We start from the raw sequence: 21452 nt of genomic DNA on the forward strand, positions 1-21452 counted from the left end.
GGGGGAAAGACACACGGCGTCCGCTCACAGCAGGAGCCGGGACTCTCGCCACGTGGCGAGCGCGTCCGCCGTCATCGGCGCGGAGAACCTGTACCCCTGCAACAGCTCGGCGCCCATGTAGGTCAGCGCGGCGGCCGTCGCGTCGTCCTCGACGCCCTCGGCGACGACGCGCAGGCCGAGGCGGTTCGCCAGCTGGATGGTGCTCTCGACGATGTGGTGCGTGCGGTCGTCGGTGAGCATCCGGCTGACGAAGGACCGGTCGAGCTTGAGCTCGGTGACCGGCAGCCTCTGCAGCCAGGTCAGTCCCGAGTACCCCGTGCCGAAGTCGTCGATGGACACCTCGACGCCGTGGTCGGCGAGGTCGTGGATCCGGCTGGCCGCGATGGTGGGGTCGTGGATGAGGAGCTCCTCGGTCAGCTCCACGGTGATCAGCGCCGGGTCGAGCTGGTGGTCCTCGATGGCGGTGAACAGCGCCAGCATCCACTGACCGCTGAGCAACTCGGGCGGGTCGACGTTCATCGAGACCCGCAAGGGGGTGCCTCGGGCAACCCAGTCCGCGGCCTGGGCCATCGCGAGCCGGATCATCTCCAGGCTGAGCGGCAGCATGAGGCCGGCGGAGCGGGCTACCGGGAGAAACTGGTCCGGCGTCAGCAGGCCGCGCGTGGGGTGCTGCCACCGCGCGAGCACCTCGATGGCTTCCAGCGTCCCGTCACTTGCGCGCACCTGTGGCTGATAAAACGCGCGGAGCTGACCGCTGCCCAGCCCGTTGCGCAGGTCGTCGATCAGGTGGCGGTTCTCGGTCGAGAACAAGTCCGTTCTCGAGTCGTACCACCGATAGCCCCTGCCCTCGGACCTCGCCCGGTACATGGCGACGTCCGCGCGGCGGAGCAGTTCGGTGCCGTGGCAGGTCGTCCCGTCGGTACGGGTGATGCCCACGGCCATGGTCACGATCAGCGTGCGTTCGCCGATCTGCATTGGTTGGTGCATGGCGAGGAGCAGCTGCTCGACTCGCGCCATGATCAAGTCCTCGGGAACGTCGCGGTAGACGATCGCGAACTCGTCGCCGCCGACGCGGGCCAGTACCTCGGCGTCCCCGACGATGTCCTGAAAACGGCGGCCGATCTGTTCCAGCACGCGGTCGCCGACCTGGTGGCCGAGGGAGTCGTTCACGGCCTTGAAGCCGTTGAGGTCCGCAAGCACCACGGTCCGGGATTCGCCGTCGCTGCTGTCGAGAACCTCCATGACCGCTCGCCGGTTGCGCAGGTCCGTCAGGTCGTCCTCGCGCGAGAGTATGTGGGCTGCTGCTCCGCGCCGGGCGTCCCGCAGACTGATGAGCAGCAGTCCGAGCAGCAGCAGGATGGTCGCGGCTGCGGCGATGTGGGTCGGCCAGGTCGAGGGAGCAGGGTCGAAGATCAGAACGAGCAGCGCGATCAAACCGGATGCGACCGGGACGACCGACCCGATGCTCTGCCGCGTGGTCGACGTGCTGCGGTGCACGCAGACGGCATCGACGAGCATGGCCAGGGCGACGGCCCAGAACAGGTCTTGGACAGTGCTGAACGAGTACCCGCCGCTGCCGGGACTCAGCGGCAAAGAGATGTCGACGGCCGCCAGGGTGATGAAGCCGCCGAGGAGCAGGAGGCTACGTCGGTCACGAGCCCGGGATCTGGTAGCCAGCTGGGTGAGCAGGATGGTGAGCAGAGCCAAGTCTGCAACGGGGTAGATCAGGGCCACGAGCAGATCGGTGCCCCGCAGGTCTAGGCGTCCCGAGAAAGGGCTGACCACGGCGAACAGGGCTCCCGACAGGATTCCGCCGGCGACCACTCCGGTCTCGAGGACCGTGCGCGGGTCGCGGATCCGGCGTCCGTTGGTGTCCATGACGAGGAAGCCGGTGAAGCACACGTAGGCACTGGCGAACAGACCCTCTGCGGGGGAGGGGAACCTCAGGTCGGTCGCGGTCGCGAGGACCAGGCTGCCGAGCCCGAACAACACCATGCCCGCCGTCAGGCTCAGCGCCGGTGCGCGCTTGCCCGGCGCTGCAGAGTGCGTCGCGCAGGCGGCCCTTATCGAGACTGCGAGGAAGAACGCCGCGATGGCTGCCGGACGGGCGAAGGGCAGCGTCGACGCGAGGCCGGACGCGGCAGCGACGGCAACCGCGGCGACCCACGGGGCCCACCTGACCACCTGATCGAACGCGCGCCTGCGCTGCCTGCGCATCTAGACCCGCCCCGAGCGAGGCGTTGGCCAGTGGTCGGCGCGGTAGATCCCCGGCCGGGTCCAGCACTCGTCCAGACCGGGGATGCGCGTGCCGTGAAAGGCCTGCGCATGCACTTCCGTGAACCGGTCCGCGTGCTCGGCGTGCAGCTCTGCGACGTGACGGTAGACCGGGACGCTCGCCGGCGACCCGAGGTACGGGGCGGCCAACGCGCCGGGCAGGTCGTGCATCCGGAGCCCGAGGCCGGCCAGCGATCGGCGCGCGCGGGTGTCCAGGATCGCCACGAAACTCGTCACACCGTTGTCGCGAAACGCTCCGAACATCACGCTCATCAAGGCGATCGTGATCCGACGACCCGGCCCCACGGTGTCCGAGTCGACGCCGAACGTCGCGACGTCCCAGGTGTGCTCCGCAGCCAGGCCGGCAGCCAGCCGGGTCCGTGCGACGGGCAGGCACCAGGGCTGACCGGCAGCGTCGCGCAGCGACTTCAGGCCCCGTTGGCTCGGCCGCAGGAGGCGGACCGCGGCCACGGCGGTGCCGTCGCCGAGGAGCACCGCGCCGAACTCGCAGCCGTGCTCGTAGCGGCCGTACGCATCGGCCAGGTCCCGCCTCGTGTTGCCGTAGTGCCGACTGAACACGCGCAGCTCACAGGCCCGGGCAGCCGTCAGATCCGCACCGCGACAAGGGAAGCTGGTACGCAGAGCGGGCTGAGCCGGACTGTCAGAAGCCATGGGAGACGATGTCCGTCGCGTCGAAGTATTCCGCTGTGAACGACGTCACCGCCGCCGGATCGAAAGCCTTACAGGTGTAGATGTCGACGCTGAAGAACAGCCGCGGCACGTCCCAGGCGTAGAAGTGCGCGCCCGAGGTCTCCCAGTGCACCCAGGCGGCCCAGCCGTACAGCGGGGACTTGTGGGTGACCGGTTCGGCCAGCACGCGCATCTCGGTGAGCGACCCCAGCCGGATGAGATAGGCGACGATCCCTTCGACGTCGATCGCCCTGGGAACCGTGCCTTCGACGACGAGGCGTTGACGGTGGATGTCCGGTGCCAGATCCCGCACGTTATACCCCCATACTTCGCGTATCACTCCCCATCGGCCGCCCGACAAAGATGCTGAAGTGGCTGCACCGCAAAACCTTCGCCGCGTAGCACGCGGCCCTTGGGTCGACGGTCCGATGGTGCGTCACCTGCGACACCGTTCGCCGGAGGCGCACAACACCCGATGTGAACCGCCAGCACGGGGGGTTGCCTGGTCGCCGACTGCCTGGCCGACCTCCCCGCCCGCGCGCCCATTCGTGCAACGGGCGGAACGGTCAATGGCGGCTATCGGTGGGCTAATATGCTGACAAATCACCACAATACCCTGCGCGGGCGAGATGCGCGATGGCACCGACGCTGACCTACCTGGGCGCCGAACTGTTGCAGGGGAACACTTTCTCTGCGCATATGACAGCCGACGCGGTCTGGACCTCCCTGGGCCCGTCCGGCGCGGGGCGTCGATGCTTGGGCCAACGCTTCCCCGAGCGAACCATGCTGATCGTCGACGTCGAGACGTGGAACACGGCGGCGAGCCGCGCAGCCGGCTCGGTCGAGCGCCGGATGACATCGACGGACTCCCAGGTCAGCTTGTGGTTCCAGTGGTCCTCGCCAGCTGGCATCACCTCGAGCTCAACCATTCGTCGGCCCCGCTCTTGCGCGCACTGCCTGGCTAGGTGGGCGAGTGCGACACAGTAGGGCTCGCGACAGGTGCTGACGATGCACTGGCCGCGGTCGAGCGGCCCGAACGCCTCGCTCCAGACCGCACGTTGCACACTCCCGCTGTTTCCCGATACGGAGATGCGCGGCGGACTGACCGAGGCGCCCGCCCTGGTCAGAAGGAGGTGGCTGCCCTCGGGCACCGCCCGCCGTCGGACCCGTTCGCTCACGGCTGTTCGACGCAACTCGCTCCAGGTGGCCAGAGCCAGGTGGTTCAGCAGGATGCAGCGCCGGACCTCACAGAGGTGTCGGCAGGTCACACCTTGAGGGATCGGTCCGTGAGTCTGCTCCCATACGACCCGCGCACAGACGTAGGTGCGGTCGCGATGTCGAAGGACAGGATGCCCGCCGACGTTGAGCGTCCGGTCCCACATCACGTGAGGTCCGTCGGCGCTCGTTCGTTGGCCGATCTTGTCCATGAGCTCAGCCATAACCGTTGGTGGCACAGGGGACGTCGCGCGTTTGGCCCCACAGACCGCCGATCCGATCGAACTTTCACCAGGTTGCTCGACCATCGCCCCCCCGGGTACATGAGCTGGTTCGACTCGGACAGAACGGTACAGAACTCAATGGGCGGTATGGGCGAAATGGCCCTATCTGCTTGCTTCGGCGGTCACGGTGGATGAACCCTCGAAATGGTCCGCTCGTTGTGACCGACATGACAACGGACGGCGTCGTGCCGCGGATTCTGTGCCTGCACGGCTATCACGGCAGCGGCGCGATCCTGCGACGGCAGCTGCTCGATCTGGCGTCCGCTCTTCCGGACCCGGTGGAGCTCGTGTTCACCGACGCGCCCGCATTGGCCCGAGGCGACTTCGGCTGGTGGCACGAGGGATTCGCCGGCTGGGAGGGCTCCCGTGATGCGGTGCTCTCCCAGCTGCGAATCGGCGGCTTCGACGGGGTCTTCGGCTTCAGCCAGGGCGCCGCGATGACGGGGCTGTTAAGTGCCGTGCAGCAGACCGATGAACCATCGCAGCTGTTCGAGTTCGCGATCATGGTCGGTGGCTTCACCAGCCCGCTGTCGCAGCACGCCCGGCTGTTCCAAGCCCCCATCAGCCTGCCTTCACTGCACATCGTCGGGCGCTCGGATGTCATTGTGCCTCCCCGAGACTCGGCCGACCTCGCCTCGCGGTTCGCCCAGCCTGAGGTGATCGAGCATTCGAGCGGGCACGTCATCCCGTCCTCGGCTCACATCGCACGTCAGGTCGGCGACTTCCTCCGTCGTCACGCGGTCGCACGAACGGAACCAACCCGATGACCGAGGAAGATGTCCCGACACCTGTGGGTAGGGCGCGCCTCACCTGGTTCCCGGCCACCTCGCCGGCGCGCGCGGTACTGGTCATGGGCCACGGAAGTGCCACGGGAGTAGAGGCCGCGGACTTGCAGGCCGTCGCGCGGACACTTGCTCGAGCCGGTGTGACGGTGGCGCTGATGACACAGCCCTATCGCGTCGAGCGCAACAGGAGCGCGGCTGATCAGGCGTCCCTCGACATCGCCTGGGCCTCGACCTGGTCGCGGGTCAGTCGCGAAGGTGTCCCGGTCATCGCCGGGGGCCGATCGGCTGGAGCGCAGGTCGCGTGTCGAACCGCCGGCGCCCTGGGCGCCATCGGCGTCGTTGCCCTGGCGTATCCGATTCGCGGACCGGGTAGCCGTTCGGAGCTCCTGCGAACGGCGGCACCGACCCTCATCGTCCAAGGCGGCGCGGACCCGTTCGGAACCCCGGCGGAGTACCCGCGTCTGCCTCCGCGGTTCGAGCTGGTCGAGGTACCCGGCGCTGACCACATGTTCGACGGTGGAGCAGGTGGACTCGAGGGCAATGTCACAAGAGTGACGAGTGCGGTTCGATCGTGGGTTGATCGGCTGCTGTTCGAGGACAGCCCCTAGCCCACCGCGACGGGATCGAGAAATCGAAGCCAGGTAACCCGGATCAGGGCGGCCTGCTGGCGCTCCCTCAGGGTCTCTCCGGTCGTCTCTGGCGCAGCGGCCGCACCGTGCGACTGGATGCCGATCGGGTACCGGTCCACCAGTTTGTCCAGCTCGGCGGACAGCGCCAGCTGCTCGCCGACCGCGCGCATCGAACGCCGCAGGTGCAGCTCCACGTTGCGCGCTCGGCGGATGCCGACGAAGGCCGTGTTGGAGTGGCCACGAGTGCCATAGCCGATGATGGAGATCTCGACGCGGTCCCCCCCGGTGCTGGCGTGTCGCACGATCTCGGGAACGATCGCGCTGGCCAACGCGGCGATCTGGGCCTTGGCGGGCTCGTCGAGCCGGATCGGGTCGCGGGCCCGGTCGGTGGGCGGGAAGCGGACCGTGGTCTCGCTGTGGCTGACAGCTTCGAACGGGGTCCTGAGTTGTTGGGGCACAACGCGCAGAACGCAAGGTGTCGGCGTCCGGTTCAGGGCTCGGAACGACTGAACCGCGCGCGGTCCGCGCACGTCCCACAGCTCAAGTGCGGGCACCTCGAAGCGTTCGCCCGGTCAGGGGGTGCACATGTGGCAGGAACCACGACCTGAGGCTGGGGCCGCCGGGACGACGGAGGGCGCGGCGGTCCAGCGTGCCCTCGCGGTGCTCGCCGCACTCGACGCCGACGGCGGTGCGCTCCCGCTCACCGCGCTCGCGCGGCGGCTGGGCTGCGCGAAGTCCACCATCCACCGCACTCTGGCCGCGCTGGTCGCATCCGGTCTGGTCGACCGCGATGGGCTGCGGTATGCGGTGCGAGTCCGGCCGAGCGATGGTGCCGCGGTCACCTGGGCCGTCCACCGCGGCCAGCTGCGGCGCGCACTCTCGCCGGCGGTGGGCGAGCTGTTCGCTCGGCTCCGGCTGACCACGAGTGCTGCGGTCCTGGATGGTGGTCAGGTCGTCTACCCCTACCGCATCCACGGCCCCGACGGCGGGTGGACCACCTCCGACGAGACGGGCCGGGCGCCGGCGTTGGCCACCGCCTCCGGCGCTGCGCTGCTGGCCTGGAACCAGCCTGCCGCCCAGCAGCTGGCCACGGCGGCGGCCCTGAGCGCCCGGCAACGCGCCCAACTCTTCGGCTGGCTCGCCGAGACGCGGCAGGCCGGTGTCGCGGTGCGCACCGACTCCCGGTCCGGACTGGTCTGCCTGGCCGCGCCGGTCGTCGACCAGCAGGCTCGACCCACTGCGGCACTGGTCCTGCGCGGGCACGTCCGCGGCGGCGACCTTGCGGCTGCGGTGCAGCAGCTGCGTACCGTCGCCGAGTCCGCCACCCTGCCGGCCGTCCAGGCTGGGTGACGCTAGCAGCGCCCCGCTCAGCTCCGCGGCGCCCTGCTCAGCTCGCCGGCGCCGCGACCAGGTCGCGGAGCTGGTTGCGGGACGTGACGCCGAGCTTGGGGAAGGCTTGGTGCAGGTGGAACCCGATGGTGCGGGGGGACAGAAACAGGCGTTCGCCGATCTCGCGGTTGGTCAGGCCGTCGGCCGCGAGCCGAACGATCTGCTGTTGTTGTGCGGTGAGCTGGTCCAGCGCGCTCGGGTGGTGGGATTCAACGGCGACGCCGGCGGCCTGCAGGTCGGTGCGGGCGCGGTCGGACCAGGGGGCGGCGCCGATGCGGTCGAACGTGGTCTTGGCGGCGCTCAGCTGGGTGCGGGCTTCGGTGATCCGTCGGGTGCGGCGGAGCCATTGGCCGTAGTCGAGCTGGGTGCGGGCGTGTTCGTAGGGCCAGCGGGCGGCGTCTGGGCCGAGGGCGCTCTGGTACTGGGTGTGGGCGGTGTCGGGGTCGTCGGTGAGCAGGGCACTGGCGTGGTGGGTGAGCAGCTGCAGGCGGGGTGACGCGACCCCGAGCAGGCGGTCCCGAGCGCGGTCCAGGATCGGGCGGACGGCGGCCGACCGGCCGGTGCGCACCGCCGCGTCCGCCAGGTCCACCACCGCGTAGTACGCGTGGAAGTGCCGCGCGTCGCCGTCCGCTGAGAACAGCGCTCGAAGCCGCTCGAACGCCTCGTCGTACTCGCCCTCCCCGGCAGCAGCTAGGGCATGCACCCGCTCCGCGTCCGCCGCGATGCCGCCGAGCCCAGCCAGGTCGGCCACTTCCTGGACCCGGCCGGCTTGTGCGCGCGCCTGGTCGTAGTGACCCTCGAGAGCGTTCAGCTGCGCGGTCCCGACCAGCGCCAGCAGCTCGGCCATCCCCAGCTTGCCGGACGTCAGCGCTGCCTCGGTGAGCGCCGACAAGGTGTCTCTGGCATCCGTCCAGCGACCCGCGTCCAGCTGCGCGGTGCCCAGGTGCACGATGCTGACGCTCATCGTGGACTTGCTTCCCCAGGACTCCAGATTGCTCGGCGCGCCAGAGTCCTGGAGCTCGTTGAGCATGTACTCGGTCCCGTCGACGAGGATGGCGACACCGAACAGGATCGAGCCCATGTTCAGCGATCGGCTGGCCTCCGAACCAAGTAGCGCTGCGAGCTCGTCCGCGGCGGCTCGGTGGTTGGTGATCGGGTCGGGCATCGTGCGCAGGAAGAGCCGGTAGGGAGCGAGCTCGTCCGAGGTGCTCGCGGTCTGCGCGAACAGGTCGGCGGTGCGGTCGGTCAGCTCTTGGTCGTTGGCGAAGTCCCCGATCGCGGCGGTCATCGCGAGCGCGTGCACGGCCAGGTCGGTCTGCAGGGAAGCCTCGGCCAGCGGCAGCAGCATCGCGGCCGCGAACCGGGGTTGCAGGTCGGCGTAGGCCAGGTTGCTGCGCAGCAGCGTCAGCCACGCCTGCGTGCCGGGATCGGTTGATGCCGCCATCGCCTCCGCGGCGAGCCGCTCTCCGTTGCCCTGACCGCTCATCATGGCGACGAACGCGGCCTTGGCGAGCCGGCGACCGCGGTCTGCCGGTTCGGGGCTGAGGCGGGCCGCACGCTCGTAGAAGGACAGCGACTGCACCGCGCCGCCGCGGTCCTCCGCGCTGCTCGCGATGGATTCCAGTGCCGCCGCGACCAGCTCGTCGGGACCGACCGCAGCCGCCGCCCGGTGCCAGACCTGCCGATCGGGAGAGCCGGTCAACGCCTGCGCCACGGCCAGGTGCGCGGCCTGTCGCTCCTCGGGCGATGCGGCCCGGTACACGCCCGAGCGTGCCAACGGGTGACGGAAGTCCAGCGTGCCTTCGTGCAGGACGACGATCCCGGCCTCGACCGCCGGCGCCCAGATCGCGAGGTCCGAACCCACGATCGGGGTCAGCTCGTCCAGATCTCGCTGGTCAGCGGTCGCCGCCAGCAGCGTGGCTCGGCGGGTATCGTCCGGCAGCGCGCGCCAGGACCCTGCGAACGCGTTCTCCAGCCGATCGGTCAGCAGCACTCCTCCGGGCTCCCAGGATGTGTCCTGGCTGTCCCCACGGGCCAAGGCCTTGGTGAGCTCCACGATGCCCAGGGGATTGCCGGCCGCGGCGTCCAGCAGCCGTTGGCGTTGCGGCCCGGTCGGGGCGCCGGGCTGGCGGTCCAGCAGCCGCTCCGCCTCGTGCACCGCGAGCGGGCCGATCTCGACCACGGTGGCGTCCCGGACCAGTGCCGCGGGCGGCGCCTCCCCTCGAGCGGCGGCCAGCAGCGAGATGGGCTCGCCCTGCAGCCGACGGGTCAGGAACGACAGAGTGCCCAGGGAGGCCTCATCCAGCCACTGCACGTCGTCCACGACCAGGAGCACCGGTCCGTCGTCCGCCATCCGCGAAAGCAGGGACAGGGCCGCCATTCCGAGGGTCAGCGCATCCGGGGCTCCGCCGCCGGCCCGCAGACCGAACGCGGTCAGCACCGCGAGCCGCTGCGTGTCCGCAAGCTCGTCCAGGTGGGCCAGCGCGGGCCGGAGCATCTGGTGCAGACCGGCGTAGCCGAAGTCCGCCTCGAGCTCGCTGCCGCGCGCGGAGAGCACGCGCACTCCCGCTGCTCGTGCCTGCTCGGCGGCCCACCGCAGCAACGTCGTCTTGCCGATGCCGGCGTCCCCGACAAGCACCAGGACGTCAGAGGTCTCGACCGCCGGCGGGACGAGCTGGCCGACGGCCGCCAGCTCGGGCCCTCGGCCGACGATGTCATCGGGTGCGCTCTGCGGGCCGCTCGGATGGCTCATCTGGTGCTCCTCAACGATGGCAAACGTAGTCCCGTGGGTGGTGCGGCTGCTACTGCGGTTCTTCGGAGGCTGCTACTGCGCCAGTCGGCTCGGCAGTGCCACTCGCTCACCCGGCCCGCAGCTGTCCAGCCAGCGCTCGATCGTGTCCGCCGGCACCGGCTGGCTCAGCAGGTAGCCCTGTGCCAGGTCGCTGCCCAACTCGGCCAGCTGGTCGAACTGCTCGTCCGTCTCGACGCCCTCCGAGATCACCGTCATGTCCAGGGTGTGGGCCAGCTCGATCACCGACGACACGATCGCCCGGTCCGGACGGCGGGCGCCGCAGACCCCGCGCAAGAACCGCCGGTCCACCTTCAGGACGTCGAACGGGTAGCGCTGCAGGTAGGCCAGCGAGGCGTACCCGGTGCCGAAGTCGTCCAGCGACAGCCGGACGCCGAGCGCCTTCGTCCGTTGCAGGTTCTCGCGCGCCGCCGCGTCGTCGGCGAGCAGCACGCTCTCGGTGATCTCGAGGTGCAGCCGCGCGGGGTCGACGCACGTCTCGCCGATCACCCGGGCCACCGTCCCGCTGAAGGTCGGGCAGGCCACCTGCACGGCGGACACGTTCACCGAGAGCCATGGGGTGTCGGCACAGCCGTACCGGCGCTGCCATCCGGCGGCCGTGCGGCAAGCCTCGTCCAGCACCCATTCACCCAGCCTGCCGATCTGGTCGCTGCGCTCGGCGACCGGCACCAGCACGTCCGGCATCACCAGCCCGAAGGTCGGGTGCTGCCACCGCAGCAGCGCCTCGACGCCCACCATGGTGCGGTCCGGCACCCGGACGATGGGCTGGTACAGCAGCTCGAGCTCGCCGCGTCGACGGGCCGACCGAAGGTCGATCTCGAGCCTGGTCAGATGGTCCGCGGCCAGCACCGTGCGGCCGTCCGACACCTGGTGCCGGCCACCGACGGCCTCGGCCTGGTGCATCGGGGGGTCCACCGCGCGAAGCAGGCTCGTCGGCGCCGTGCCGCTGAGGGTTTCCGCGACGCCGACGCTGCCAGAAACGCGGATCCAGCGGTTCTGGACGTGCAGCGGCTCGTCCAGCGCAGCCGCCGCTCGCTCGGCGACCAGCCCTGCCTGAGCCGGCGCGTTCAGACTCTCGCAGAGGATCACGAACTCGTCCTCGCCGAGCCGGGCGAGCGTGTCCCCGGGCCTCAGCACGGCGCTCAGGCGCTCCGCCACCGCCTGAAGCACCCGGTCGCCGAACGTGTGACCGAAGAGGTCGTTGACCGCCGTGAAGTCGTCCAGGTCGACGAACAGCACGGCGGTGCTGCGCTGGGAGCGCCGGTCGCGGGCCACGGCCGTCGCCAGAAGTTCCTCGAACAGCGGGCGGTTTGCCAGCCCGGTGAGCGGATCGTGCAGCGCGCGGTGTCGCAGCAGAGCGATCTGGGTGACGGCGTCCTGCCGGTCGAGCGCCGTGCGCAGGTGACCGGCCCCGAGCTCGGCAACGAGCTCGAGGGTCGGCACGAACCGCGCGGGCAGCCGATGCTGGTCGTCCAGGTACAGAGTGAGCACGCCCAGAGCGACACCCTCGACTGCCAGCGGGACTGCGACGACCGACCGGATACCAGCGTCGGCGGCGGCCGGTGCGAAGCGCGGGAAGGTCACCCCGTCGCCGAGCACCGCGACCACCGTGTGGCCGCAGCGTCGGGCTTGCGGTCCGGGACCTTCGGCCAGCCCGGCCTGCAACGTCTCGAGGCCCGCGACGGTGGCGTCCGACGTCGCGAGCATTGCCGGCGTGCCCGCCGTGCCGGTGGTCACCGAGACCCCGACCGCCGGCAGCAGGGTCATCAGCTGCTCCACGAGCGCGTCGGCCACGTCCTTCGCGCAGTGGCCAGAGGTCAGCGCGCGGGAGAGCTCGACGGAGATGCTGCTCAGCAGGTCACCGCGCCGTGGCCAGACCCGTTCCAAGAGTCTGAGCTCGACCATCGCGGGCCCGGCGCTCATGGTGGCCCCGGCGTGAGCTGGCTCAGGCGAGCGGCCGGCCGCGAAGCCGGCTCGCCGGCCGCGTAGAGGTCGCGCCGCAGGTCGCTCCGGCAGGTGAAGACGAGGATTGTGCCGAGTTCCGTGCTGCGGTTCATGTCGGCCCTCCGGTCCGTTCGCACGTTAAAGTCCGTGTACGGCGCGCTTGGTCGTAACGAGCCGTGGCGCCCGAGGGTTCAGGGCTGCGCCGTCGCCTGCCCACACTGTGCAAGCACGTTGGGCACGAGGTCAGACGCGGAGTCGGAGTCCTGTCATGGTGCCGTCCTCGATCGCCTCGGACTGCGTCGAGTCCTTGGGGTCGACGTAGTGGGTCCGGCAGGTTCCGCTGAAGCCGTCGAGGTCCACCGTGAGTACGAACGTGACGTCCCGGCGGCCGAGCAGCAGGTGAGTCTTGCGATCGGCGAGGAACTCGGCGAACCGGCCGCGCACGACGCTCCCATCGGCTCGCCAGACACCGACGCCTGCGCTGTCGCTGCTGTCGGCATGACCGGCGTCCGGGTTGGACTGAAGCATCGTGCCGTCGGCGTGGAACAACATCCCGTGGTACGCGAACGGCGCGCCGGTGGCCTCGACGACCCAAGCGCCGACGATCGGATGCGGCAGTGCGCTCACTGCTCGAGGCCCAGGACGCTGGCCAACCTGCCGACAGCGCCCGCGATGTCGGCGGCTGGTGGAGCCGCGAAGCTCAGTCGCAGTGCGGACCGGCCGTGGCCGGGTTCGGCGTAGCAGCTTGCGCCGGGCAGGTATGCCACTCCCACGTCCAGTGCCGCCGGGAGGGCCCGCTCGGCGTCGAAGCCGTCCGGGCCCTGCAGCCACAGGAACAGCCCGCCGTCCGGCACGTCGAAGGCGAACCGGTGGTCGAGCTCGGCGCGCAGCGCCGAGACCAACAGGTCCCGCTTGCGGGAGTAGCTCGTGCGCAGTGCCTCCAACTGGGCGGGTGCGGCCGGGTCCGTCAGTGCCTCCGTCGCAATCGCCTGGGTCAGAGACGAGGTCTGCATGTCGATTCCCTGCTTCAGCGCCAGCATGGCGGGCATCAGGGCGGGCGGCGGCACCACGATGCCGATCCGCAGGGCCGGGGCGACGGTCTTGGACAGCGAGGTCAGGTAGATCACGTGCTCCGGAGCGTAGGCGGCCAGGGCCGCCAGCGCCGAGCCGCTGTAGCGCAGGTCGTAGTAGACGTCGTCCTCGACCGCGAGGGCACCGTGGTCGCGCAGGACGCTGGCGACGGCCTGGCGACGCTGCGCCGAAGCGGTTCTGCCCGTGGGGTTCTGGAACGTCGGCATCAGGTACACCAGCTTGGGCCGGTGCTCGGTCAGCGCGTGGTCCAGTGCGCCCGGGATGATGCCGTGCTGATCGCTGGGCACGCCCACGACGTGGGCGCCGAAGCTGCGGAACACCTTGACGGCCGGCGGGTAGCTGGGCCGCTCGACCAGCACGACGTCTGCCTCGTCGAGCAGTGCCTGGCACGCGGTGGCGAGACCGCCCGAACCGCCTGTGGAGATGTGCACCGCATCAGCCGTGACCGACAGTCCGCGCGCGGCGAGCAGGGGCAGGCACGCCTCGCGCAACGGGGCGAAACCCTCGGTCGGCCCGTACTGCAGAATTCGGGGGCCCCAGCGGTCCAGGGCCCGCTGGGCGGCCGCGGCCACCTTTGGGACCGGGAGCAGGGCAAGGTCGGGCGCGCCGGCCGCAAACGAGACGACGTCCGGCCGGCGGGCCACCGTGGCGAACAGCTCGTCGATGGGTCCGACGGACGTCGACAGAGCTCGCCGCGCCAGGTACTGCGTGTGGTCCATGCCGGGATCGTGGGTCCGACCGGTGCCGGACGACAAGCGCGGCGGAACGCCAGTGAACCTGTTGGCCGCCGGACTCGTTCGGTACGTGAGGCCGGTGTTTGGGCAGGGCTGACTTCCACTCCGACCAGCTGCTGCGGCGAGGCTCGACGCCCGCCTGAAGCCTGACGCGAGCACGACCAGTGATGCCGTACGCCCCTGTGCAATGTGGAACAGGTGACCGGTCTAGAGACCAGTCACGTGACAGATGCATGCACAGCGGACGCCGAGCACTCTGAGCGAGTCGGGAGTTTCGGGCAGCCGACGCGTGAGGAGCACATCGATGACCACGGACCAGCGGTCGCCGGAGAGCGACGACAACGGCGCCGATATCATCGCCAGGCTGTTCGCCGAGCACGGTGGGGCGGTCCTGGGATATGCCACCCGCCTGACCGGCGATCGCTACCTGGCCGAGGACGTCGTCCAGGAGGCGATGATCCGAGCCTGGCGGCATCGCGACAACGTCCAGCCCCAGCCCGCCGTTCAGCGGGCGTGGCTGCTGACCGTGGTCCGGCGCATCGTGATCGACCAGGCACGCGCCCGCGCGGCCCGGCCGGCCTTGGTGAGCTCCCCGGTCACGGACGACCGTGTCGAGCACAACGCTGCGCGCTTCCGTGGCCGACGCGGTGACGAGGGCCCGGACTTCGTCTCGCAGATCGCCGATGCGCAGTTCCTGGACTCCTTGCTCAGCCGGCTGTCACCTGCGCATCGGGAGGTGATCGTCGAGGTGTACTACCGCGGCCGTACGGTGACCGAGGTCGCGGACGAGCTGGGCATTGCCGTGGGCACGGCGAAGTCACGCTGCTTCTATGCCCTGCGGGCTGTGCGCGACATGATCCAGGGTCAGGGATGCGAGGTGGATCTGCGACCAGAGCTGGTGCAGACCCAACGAGTGCTGACCCCCGAGACAGCGCCGCGCACCCGGGTGGCGGCCGTCGGGACGCCCCAGCCGGCGGAGTGCTGACGGCGCACCATCCCCACAGATCCGCGTGCTCGGGGTTGCTGCGCCCGATGGTGGCCCCGGGCACGTGGTCGCCCACGCTGATCCGAATGAACTAAACCGCTCGCTGGTACGTTGCTGGACTCAGCGACGAGCGAGCGGCAGGCTTGTCTGCGATTCTGGCTGCTGTACCGTGCGGTGCGGATCGACAGGACGAGGTCGGATGAACGAAGCCGGTGGCCGTGCCGAACACGAGGCACAGCTCGCAGACCTGGCTCTGTTCGTGCTCGGCGCCCTGGACCCGGTGCAGGAGCCGGCGACCCGGGCGCACATCGCCGGCTGCGTGCTCTGCCGGGACGTCCAGCCGGGGCTCGAGCTCGCCATGCTGGCTCTGTCCACCGTGCCCCCCGAGCTCTTCGTCGACGGACCAGCGCCCAACGCGACGGACCTGGTGCGCAGGACGCTGGACCGGCTGCGGGAGCAGGACGTCGAGCTCTCCGGAGTCGCCACCAGTGCGAGCTCGGCCGCACAGCTGGGCTACACGCTGAACGGGGCCGCAGGCTGGGTCCGCGTCGCGGTCGCGGGCACTGACCTGCCGCCTGGCATCTACCGGCTGTTCGTGGTGTCCCGCAACGGTTCTCGTGAGCCGGCGATGAGCTGGGTGGTGGACGCTGCTCAGCGTCCGGCACCCACAATCACCGGCTCTGCGGCGGTGGCGCTGGCCGACGTGGTTGCCCTGGAGCTCCAGGACGGGGCGGGTCGGGTCGTCGTCCGCGCCGACCTCTGACTGTTCTCCACGCGAGGCGATGAACCGGTCGCTCCCTCGAGCCGTTGCACAGGCGAGGAGTGGTGAGCGTGATGGACCTGGACGTCGGCAGAGGGCGGTGGGCGGTGCGTCGGGACCTTGCTGGCCCGGTTGGCGAGCTGTTCGTGCGGACCCGGTTGACGGTCAGTGCCGCGATCCTGACGAGCGCGGGCGTGGAGTTCCCGTACCGGATCCACGGCGGTGACGAACTCTGGTCGTTCTCCGACGTGACCCGGCGGGCCGCGGTCTGCGACACGGCTGCTGGCGACGTCCTGATGGCTTGGGACGACAAGGCGGCGGCCGCGGTGCTGGCCGGGCTCACCGCGGACGAGCGCCACGCTCTCATCGGACGTCTTGTCACGGTGCGGCGCAACGGTTTCGCCATCCACGCGAGCTCCTCCCCGGCAGCCGTCTGCGTCGCGGTGCGGCTGTCGGCCGGGGACGGTGAAGCGGCCGCGCTGACGGTGCGCGGACGCCGCGGGCGGGTGGATGTCCCGTTCCTGGTCGGTCAGCTTCAGCTGGTCGCCGAGAGGTTCCGGTGCACTCGCTCAAGCGTTCACCGGATGCCAGACCGACTCTCGCACGGAAGGTGAGGAACCATGGCGGGTGGAACAGATACTCCACCGGTGTTGATGTCGAGTCTCGATACCGGTGTCGTGCTCGGCGTCTTCTCCGCACTCGCCGTCGCTGCATTCGTGTGGGCGATTCGTGACTCGATTCGGAGGCGTGACGTCTTGCCTGTCGCCGCATGCGTCGGCGCGCTCATCTGTTCCTTGAACGAACCGATCTACGACTTCCTTGGGAAGCTCGTCTACGCGCGGGACAACCCAGTCGCGTTCACGGCCTTTGATCGGAGCATCCCGTGGTTTCTGGTCTTCAGTTATGTGCCATGGGTCGGGTTGCTGCCGTACCTGATCGCTCGGGCCATTGGAGCAGGGATGAGTCGCGGGCGCCTCCACGCAGTAGCTGCGGGATCCTTCACCTCCGTGGTCGTCGTCGAATTCATCGGAACGAGCCTGCACACTTGGGGCTACTACGGCGTGGTCCCGCTGAAGTTTCTGCCGGTGGCTCCGCAGATGGCTGCCGCCCCTATCGTCACGGGTTTCTTGCTTTACACGTCCGATCAGCTCTTGCGGGGGTGGCATCGGATCTTCCTGGTCGTGATCCCGACCTTGGCGTTTCCGATGGTGTTCGCGTCGGTATCCTGGCCGCTCTACGTGGCAAACCATTCCGACCTCGCCCCGGTCGCCAACTGGCTCGTCGCGATAGTGATGCTCTGCCTGACGGTGGCTGTCATTGGCGGGACGACGGCTCTGGCGGCGCGTTGGCGAGAGATGGCCAGTTACGTTCCCGTCACTCGCTCAGGCGTTCACCTGGTTGACCATCGCGGTGAGGTCGACACCCTCGTCCCGCACGGCCTGCCGCAGGGCACTGAGTGCGTAGAACGCCCGTGACTTGACGGTTCCGGGCGGGATGCCGAGTCGCTCGGCGGCCTGGTTGACCGTGAGGTCGCCGAAGTACAGCAGCACCAGCACCTCACGATGCACTGGGGACAGCCGAGCCAACAGGTCGACGACGGTGATGCGGTCGACGACGCCGTCGGCGGGGTCTTGCAAGGCCCGTGCCTCCTGGAACCGCCCCCTGGCCGCGACGGCGCCGATGACGTCGTCGGGCGGCGGCGTGGAGACGATCGGCGGCCGTGCCTTCCGGGCCCGGGCCTGGTCGATCACGATGTTCCGGACCACGGTCAGCAGCCAGGCGCGTTGTCGGCGGTCGAGCTGCAGCAGGGTCTCGCGGTGGGTCCAGGCCCTGGCCAGCGCCTCCTGGACGACGTCCTCCGCCTGGCTGCGGTCGCCGGTGAGCCGCGTCGCGTAGCCGAGTATCGCTCGACCGTGCTCCGCGACGAGGGTTTCGATCAGCTCCCGAGCCAGCGGCTCTGGGTTCGTCTGGCATGTCGTGGGCCGACTCATGATGGGCTCCCCTGCGATCCCGGGATGCGGTCGATCTCGGAAACCTACGACGGCCCGATCCGCGATTTCTCCGCAACTTCTCCTCGCCGGCATGAACCGTCGTTGCCGACGCAACGTCTAGGCATGGTCCGCACCGGACAACCAGAGCGACTCTCGCAAAGGAGGACCACCATGTCGCGCATCACCTCGATCGCACTGCCAGATACAGGTCTCATCACGCGAGCGGTGGCAAGCCCCGAGCTCGCCATCGTCATGCCCGCGCACAACGAGGGCGAATGTATCCGTCAGGTGGTCGCAGAGTGGCTTGCCGTCCTTGACGCGCTGGGTCTGACGCAGCGCTCGATGGGTCGGATCATCGTCGTCAACGACAGCTCCACCGATGACACGTCGCAGACCCTGACCGAGCTGGAAGCAACCGACAGCCGAGTCAGCCATGTCGATCAAGCCTGCGGCGGACACGGCGCAGCAGTCCTGCACGGATACCGGCTCGCCCTGCAGTCCGGCGCGCAGTTCGTCTTCCAGGTCGACTCCGACAACGAGTTCGACCCGGGCGACTTCGCCTCGCTCTGGCCGCATCGGCACGGCTTCGGCTTCGTGTTCGGCCTTCGCGTGCACCGCAGCTCGCCCCGTCATCGGCGACTGATCTCGCTCTGCTTGCGCTTCCTGCTGCTCCTGATCTTCCAGGTGCGCACGCCGGACGCGAACGTGCCCTACCGGCTGATGGACCGCGGCCACCTGGCCTTCGCCCTGCAGCACATCCCGACAGACGTGTTCATTCCCAATGTCTTCATGTCGATCGTCGCGCATCGTCAGCGGATCTCCGTGCACTACGTGCCGATCTCACATCGCCAACGAACGACAGGAAAGGTCTCCATCCACAGCTGGCGTCTGCTGCGCGCGTGCGCCGACTGCCTGGCCCAGCTGGCCGCTTGGCGACTGCGGTTCCGCTCCGTGCCGCCACTGACCCTTTCTGTGCGTGTCCCGGACGACGGCGCGGTGACCGTCCCGCAGCTGGCCCCCGCGGCGTTGTCGATCCCGCAGCAGCGGGTGGACAGCGTGGCCTGATCGGCATGGACCGGGGCGTCGAGGACCCGCGTGAGGGGGAGTGGATGTCCATCCGCGATCGAGCACCCGCGGCAGGGCGGATGGCAGCATTCGCGCTCGTTCTCGCGCTGCTGATCTGGACGACGCTGCGGATCGGCGTGGCCATCCACGAGAGCTCGCACCTGCTGGTCAGCGGGCTGTTCGGTGCGTCGTTGAAGGGCATCAAGGTGCCGGCCTTCGGCGACGGCTACGGGAACTTCTCGTTCGCCCCGGCCGTCGGCAGGCTGCCCAGGTTCCTGTCCTTGGCCGTCGGTCCGGTCTCTCAGGTCGTCGGCGGTCTGACCGCGCTGGCCCTGAGTCGCCGAGTCGTCAGGCGGCGTTGGCTGGAGCTGTTCCTCGTCGTGTACGGCGCGGCCAACCTGTTGTTCGGACTTCAGTACGCGGCGTCCGGGCTCTACTCCGCTTATGGAGACCCGGGTTTCGCACTCATCGTCCTGCTGCCGCCCTGTGAGCCCAACGCCCTGAATCTGCTCACCTGGACCCTGGTGGTGGTGATCGAGTCTGCGATCCTCGTCTCGTCCTACGTCTTGGCGCGCAGGTACTTGGCAGTCCAGGACCGGTGGTTCCCGGTCGCCACCGTCGGCGCCCGGTTGCGGGTGGCCACGCTGACCGCGGTGCCCGCCGTGGTGACCTTCGTGGCCGTCTTCGTTCTCGCCAGTCTCGGCACCCCGAACTTCTTCTTCGGCAGCGATCCCCGATGGAACGTGCCCGCCCGGGACTACCGGATCGCGGCCTTGATGTCGGCCGATGGGGCCACCGGGTCGACCCCGGCCGCAGCCTGCCAGCGGGCGGTCGACAGCTACGTCAACCAGCTGATCGGCGATCGGGAACAGATTCACTCTTCGACCGTCGAGCAGCTCCAGGCGCAGGGCGTGCGCCCGCCGCCGACCGGGCGCGTCCCGCTGCTCGCGGTGAGCGCTGGTCTGGTGACGGTGGGCGCAGGCGCAGCCCTGCTCCGGACCAGACGCCGCAGGACCCGTGACGACGAACGCGACCTGAGGGTGGGTGTCCGCCATGACTGAGGAGCTCAGCGCCGCCTACCTGGCGTGGAACCGGTTCCACCGTCAGCGTCATCGAGTCGTGGCTGCCTCGCGCGAGCCTGCGGACCTGGCCGCCCTGAGCCACAGCCTCGGCACCCTGCTTCCGCGAGCCCATGGGCATTCGTACGGAGACAGCTGTCTGAACGCGGACAACGCCCTGTTGGACACCCGCGACCTGAACCGCATCCTCTCCTTCGACCGTGACTCCGGCGTGATCCGCTGCGAGGCGGGCGTCAGCATGGGGGCCATCCAGAGCCTCGCGACCGATCGGGGTTGGCGGCTGGCGGTGTCGCCGAGTACGCAGCACGTGTCGGTCGGCGGGGCGGTCGCGCACGACGTGCACGGGCGCAACCACGTCGTCGCCGGATCCTTCGGCCAGTACGTCAGCGCGCTCGACCTGCTCCGTACGGACGGCTCGCGTCAGACCTGCAGCGCGACCGAGAACGCGGACCTGTTCCGAGCGAGCGTCGGTGGGATGGGCTTGACCGGTCTGATCACCGCCGTCGACATCCAGCTTCGCCGAACGGCGACCTCGTACATCGAGGCCGAGACCATCGGTTTCAGCGATCTGGTGTCGTTCATGGAGCGGTTCGAGCAGTCCGCCCACACGCACGAGTACGCCACCGCCTGGCTGGATCTGATGACCGGCCGGCCGTTCGCCGGGATCCTCGAGCTCGGCAACGAAGCCAGCGAGGAACAGACGCACGCCCTTCCCACCACTGCGTCGGCCGGCCGGACGCTGAGGGTCCCGTTCGACCTGCCGAGGCACCTGATGAACAGGACGACCGTTCGGGCATTCAACCGCTTCTACTACGGGCGAAGCGCGGGACGGCCGCCGGGCCTGGTCCACTTCACGAAGTACTTCTACCAGCTCGACGCGGTGGACGACTGGAACCGGGTGCTCGGCCGCCGGGGGTTCCTGCAGTACCACTTCGTCATCCCGACCCAGCACGTCGCCGCGGGTCTGCCACGTCTGATCGAGCTGGTCCGTCGCTCCGGGAACGTCTGCTTCCTGGCGATCCTCAAGAGGTACGGCTCTGGCACGTTCCCCGGACTGATGTCGTTTCCCGTTCAGGGGCTCGGCGGCGCGTTCGACTTCGTCAACCTGGGGCAGCGGACGATCGACCTGTTCCATGCGCTGGACGAGCTGCTGGTCGAGCTCGAGGGAAAGGTCTACCTGGCGAAGGACTCCTTGCTGACGCCGGACTGCTTCGCGGTCATGTATCCGCGCTGGAAGGAGTTCAGCGACTTCATCGACCCGCGGTTCTCGTCGTCGCTCTGGCGCAGGGTCACCCGTGACCAGTGACCGCACCCTGGTGAGCCCCAGGGTGCCTCGCCTCAGCCGACAGATCGTCAGGTTCGCTCTTGTCGGTGGCGGCTCGGTGCTGCTCCAGCTGGCGTTGTACTCGACCGCGCGCCTCTGGTGGGGACCCCTGCCGTCGAACCTGGTGGCACTTGCCGTCTGCACGGTCGTCAACACCGAAGCGAACCGGCGCCTGACGTTCGAGCCGACCCGACGCTCGCACCTTCGCGTGCAGCTTGAGGGCTTCCTGGTGTTCGTCGGCTACTACTCGCTCACCTCGGGGGCCCTGCTCCTGCTCCATCACCTGGTGAGCGACCCGCCGCGATGGTCCGAGCTCGTCGTGCTGGTCGCGGCCTCGGCGATCGGCACCGTGGCTCGTTTTCTTCTGCTTCGTTCGTGGGTGTTCCGACAGGAGGTCGGTTGA

General features: G+C 69.4%; 22 protein-coding genes. 11 read left to right on the forward strand and 11 right to left on the reverse strand.

Features of this window, described 5'->3' with window-relative positions; all coding sequences use genetic code 11:
- Positions 1–24: 24 nt before the first annotated feature.
- From ACPPVT_RS03145 to ACPPVT_RS03160, 4 genes are all read right to left on the reverse strand, one after another.
- Positions 25–2217, reverse strand: a complete 2193-nt coding sequence (locus tag ACPPVT_RS03145; RefSeq protein WP_426565377.1) for a putative bifunctional diguanylate cyclase/phosphodiesterase — start codon at positions 2215–2217, stop codon at positions 25–27.
- Positions 2218–2853 (reverse strand): hypothetical protein, encoded by a 636-nt coding sequence (locus ACPPVT_RS03150; RefSeq protein ID WP_426565379.1) that lies wholly within the window; start codon positions 2851–2853, stop codon positions 2218–2220. It abuts the gene before it with no gap.
- A gap of 82 nt (positions 2854–2935) precedes the next feature.
- Positions 2936–3277, reverse strand: coding sequence for an S-adenosylmethionine decarboxylase (locus ACPPVT_RS03155; protein WP_426565381.1), 342 nt, complete (start codon positions 3275–3277; stop codon positions 2936–2938).
- 340 nt (positions 3278–3617) lie between these two features.
- Positions 3618–4487: an HNH endonuclease gene (locus ACPPVT_RS03160; protein WP_426565383.1), complete on the reverse strand. Its 870-nt coding sequence runs from the start codon at positions 4485–4487 to the stop codon at positions 3618–3620.
- 143 nt (positions 4488–4630) lie between these two features.
- Here ACPPVT_RS03160 and ACPPVT_RS03165 point away from each other — a divergent pair, with 143 nt between their 5' ends.
- Together ACPPVT_RS03165 and ACPPVT_RS03170 are read left to right on the forward strand one after the other, a co-directional pair.
- A complete protein-coding gene (locus ACPPVT_RS03165; RefSeq protein WP_426567040.1) occupies positions 4631–5230 on the forward strand; it encodes a hypothetical protein in 600 nt (199 codons plus the stop codon).
- A gap of 83 nt (positions 5231–5313) precedes the next feature.
- Positions 5314–5856: an alpha/beta family hydrolase gene (locus ACPPVT_RS03170; protein ID WP_426567041.1), complete on the forward strand. Its 543-nt coding sequence runs from the start codon at positions 5314–5316 to the stop codon at positions 5854–5856.
- Here the strand turns inward: ACPPVT_RS03170 and ACPPVT_RS03175 are convergent.
- A complete protein-coding gene (locus ACPPVT_RS03175; protein ID WP_426565385.1) occupies positions 5853–6335 on the reverse strand; it encodes a hypothetical protein in 483 nt (160 codons plus the stop codon). The two genes, ACPPVT_RS03170 and ACPPVT_RS03175, sit on opposite strands and share 4 nt — an antisense overlap.
- A 127-nt stretch (positions 6336–6462) precedes the next feature.
- Here ACPPVT_RS03175 and ACPPVT_RS03180 point away from each other — a divergent pair, with 127 nt between their 5' ends.
- Complete coding sequence (locus ACPPVT_RS03180; RefSeq protein WP_426565387.1) at positions 6463–7227, forward strand: IclR family transcriptional regulator domain-containing protein; 765 nt, start codon at positions 6463–6465, stop codon at positions 7225–7227.
- 37 nt (positions 7228–7264) lie between these two features.
- Here the strand turns inward: ACPPVT_RS03180 and ACPPVT_RS03185 are convergent, their stop codons facing one another.
- The 5 genes from ACPPVT_RS03185 to ACPPVT_RS03205 all read right to left on the reverse strand — a co-directional run bounded on the left by ACPPVT_RS03185 (position 7265) and on the right by ACPPVT_RS03205 (position 13830).
- On the reverse strand, positions 7265–10018 hold the full coding sequence (locus tag ACPPVT_RS03185) for a helix-turn-helix transcriptional regulator (protein ID WP_426565388.1): 2754 nt from the start codon (positions 10016–10018) through the stop codon (positions 7265–7267).
- Positions 10019–10090: 72 nt separating this feature from the next.
- Positions 10091–11998, reverse strand: coding sequence for a putative bifunctional diguanylate cyclase/phosphodiesterase (locus tag ACPPVT_RS03190; protein WP_426565390.1), 1908 nt, complete (start codon positions 11996–11998; stop codon positions 10091–10093).
- Positions 11995–12132 carry a hypothetical protein gene (locus ACPPVT_RS03195; protein ID WP_426565392.1) on the reverse strand — a complete coding sequence of 46 codons (138 nt, stop codon included), beginning with the start codon at positions 12130–12132 and terminating at the stop codon, positions 11995–11997. The genes ACPPVT_RS03190 and ACPPVT_RS03195 overlap by 4 nt, the downstream gene beginning before the upstream one ends.
- 130 nt (positions 12133–12262) lie before the next feature.
- The gene (locus ACPPVT_RS03200) at positions 12263–12646 is read right to left on the reverse strand and encodes a hypothetical protein (protein ID WP_426565394.1); all 384 of its coding nucleotides are present in this window, start codon (positions 12644–12646) and stop codon (positions 12263–12265) included.
- Entirely contained in the window at positions 12643–13830 is a 1188-nt protein-coding gene (locus ACPPVT_RS03205; protein WP_426565396.1) for a PLP-dependent aminotransferase family protein, read from the reverse strand. Before ACPPVT_RS03205 ends, ACPPVT_RS03200 begins: the two co-directional genes overlap by 4 nt.
- Before the next feature lie 319 nt (positions 13831–14149).
- Between ACPPVT_RS03205 and ACPPVT_RS03210 the strand changes: the two genes are divergently transcribed.
- From ACPPVT_RS03210 to ACPPVT_RS03225, 4 genes are all read left to right on the forward strand, one after another.
- The gene (locus tag ACPPVT_RS03210; protein WP_426565398.1) at positions 14150–14830 is read left to right on the forward strand and encodes a sigma-70 family RNA polymerase sigma factor; all 681 of its coding nucleotides are present in this window, start codon (positions 14150–14152) and stop codon (positions 14828–14830) included.
- Between the two features lie 199 nt (positions 14831–15029).
- A complete protein-coding gene (locus ACPPVT_RS03215; RefSeq protein ID WP_426565400.1) occupies positions 15030–15593 on the forward strand; it encodes a hypothetical protein in 564 nt (187 codons plus the stop codon).
- A 71-nt stretch (positions 15594–15664) separates the two neighbouring features.
- Complete coding sequence (locus tag ACPPVT_RS03220) at positions 15665–16204, forward strand: IclR family transcriptional regulator domain-containing protein (RefSeq protein ID WP_426567042.1); 540 nt, start codon at positions 15665–15667, stop codon at positions 16202–16204.
- A gap of 33 nt (positions 16205–16237) precedes the next feature.
- Complete coding sequence (locus ACPPVT_RS03225; RefSeq protein WP_426565402.1) at positions 16238–17065, forward strand: hypothetical protein; 828 nt, start codon at positions 16238–16240, stop codon at positions 17063–17065.
- Here ACPPVT_RS03225 and ACPPVT_RS03230 read toward each other — a convergent pair.
- A complete protein-coding gene (locus ACPPVT_RS03230; protein WP_426565404.1) occupies positions 16973–17581 on the reverse strand; it encodes a sigma-70 family RNA polymerase sigma factor in 609 nt (202 codons plus the stop codon). The two genes, ACPPVT_RS03225 and ACPPVT_RS03230, sit on opposite strands and share 93 nt — an antisense overlap.
- A 171-nt stretch (positions 17582–17752) precedes the next feature.
- On the opposite strand from ACPPVT_RS03230, the gene ACPPVT_RS03235 reads away from it, so the two are divergent.
- From ACPPVT_RS03235 to ACPPVT_RS03250, 4 genes are all read left to right on the forward strand, one after another.
- Positions 17753–18646 (forward strand): glycosyltransferase family 2 protein, encoded by an 894-nt coding sequence (locus tag ACPPVT_RS03235; RefSeq protein WP_426565406.1) that lies wholly within the window; start codon positions 17753–17755, stop codon positions 18644–18646.
- Positions 18647–18726: 80 nt separating this feature from the next.
- Positions 18727–19707 carry a hypothetical protein gene (locus ACPPVT_RS03240; protein WP_426565408.1) on the forward strand — a complete coding sequence of 327 codons (981 nt, stop codon included), beginning with the start codon at positions 18727–18729 and terminating at the stop codon, positions 19705–19707.
- On the forward strand, positions 19700–21031 hold the full coding sequence (locus tag ACPPVT_RS03245) for an FAD-binding oxidoreductase (RefSeq protein WP_426565410.1): 1332 nt from the start codon (positions 19700–19702) through the stop codon (positions 21029–21031). The genes ACPPVT_RS03240 and ACPPVT_RS03245 overlap by 8 nt, the downstream gene beginning before the upstream one ends.
- Entirely contained in the window at positions 21021–21452 is a 432-nt protein-coding gene (locus ACPPVT_RS03250; RefSeq protein WP_426565412.1) for a GtrA family protein, read from the forward strand. The genes ACPPVT_RS03245 and ACPPVT_RS03250 overlap by 11 nt, the downstream gene beginning before the upstream one ends.

Source organism: Angustibacter sp. McL0619, from assembly GCF_049994355.1.
Lineage (GTDB): Bacteria > Actinomycetota > Actinomycetes > Actinomycetales > Angustibacteraceae > Angustibacter.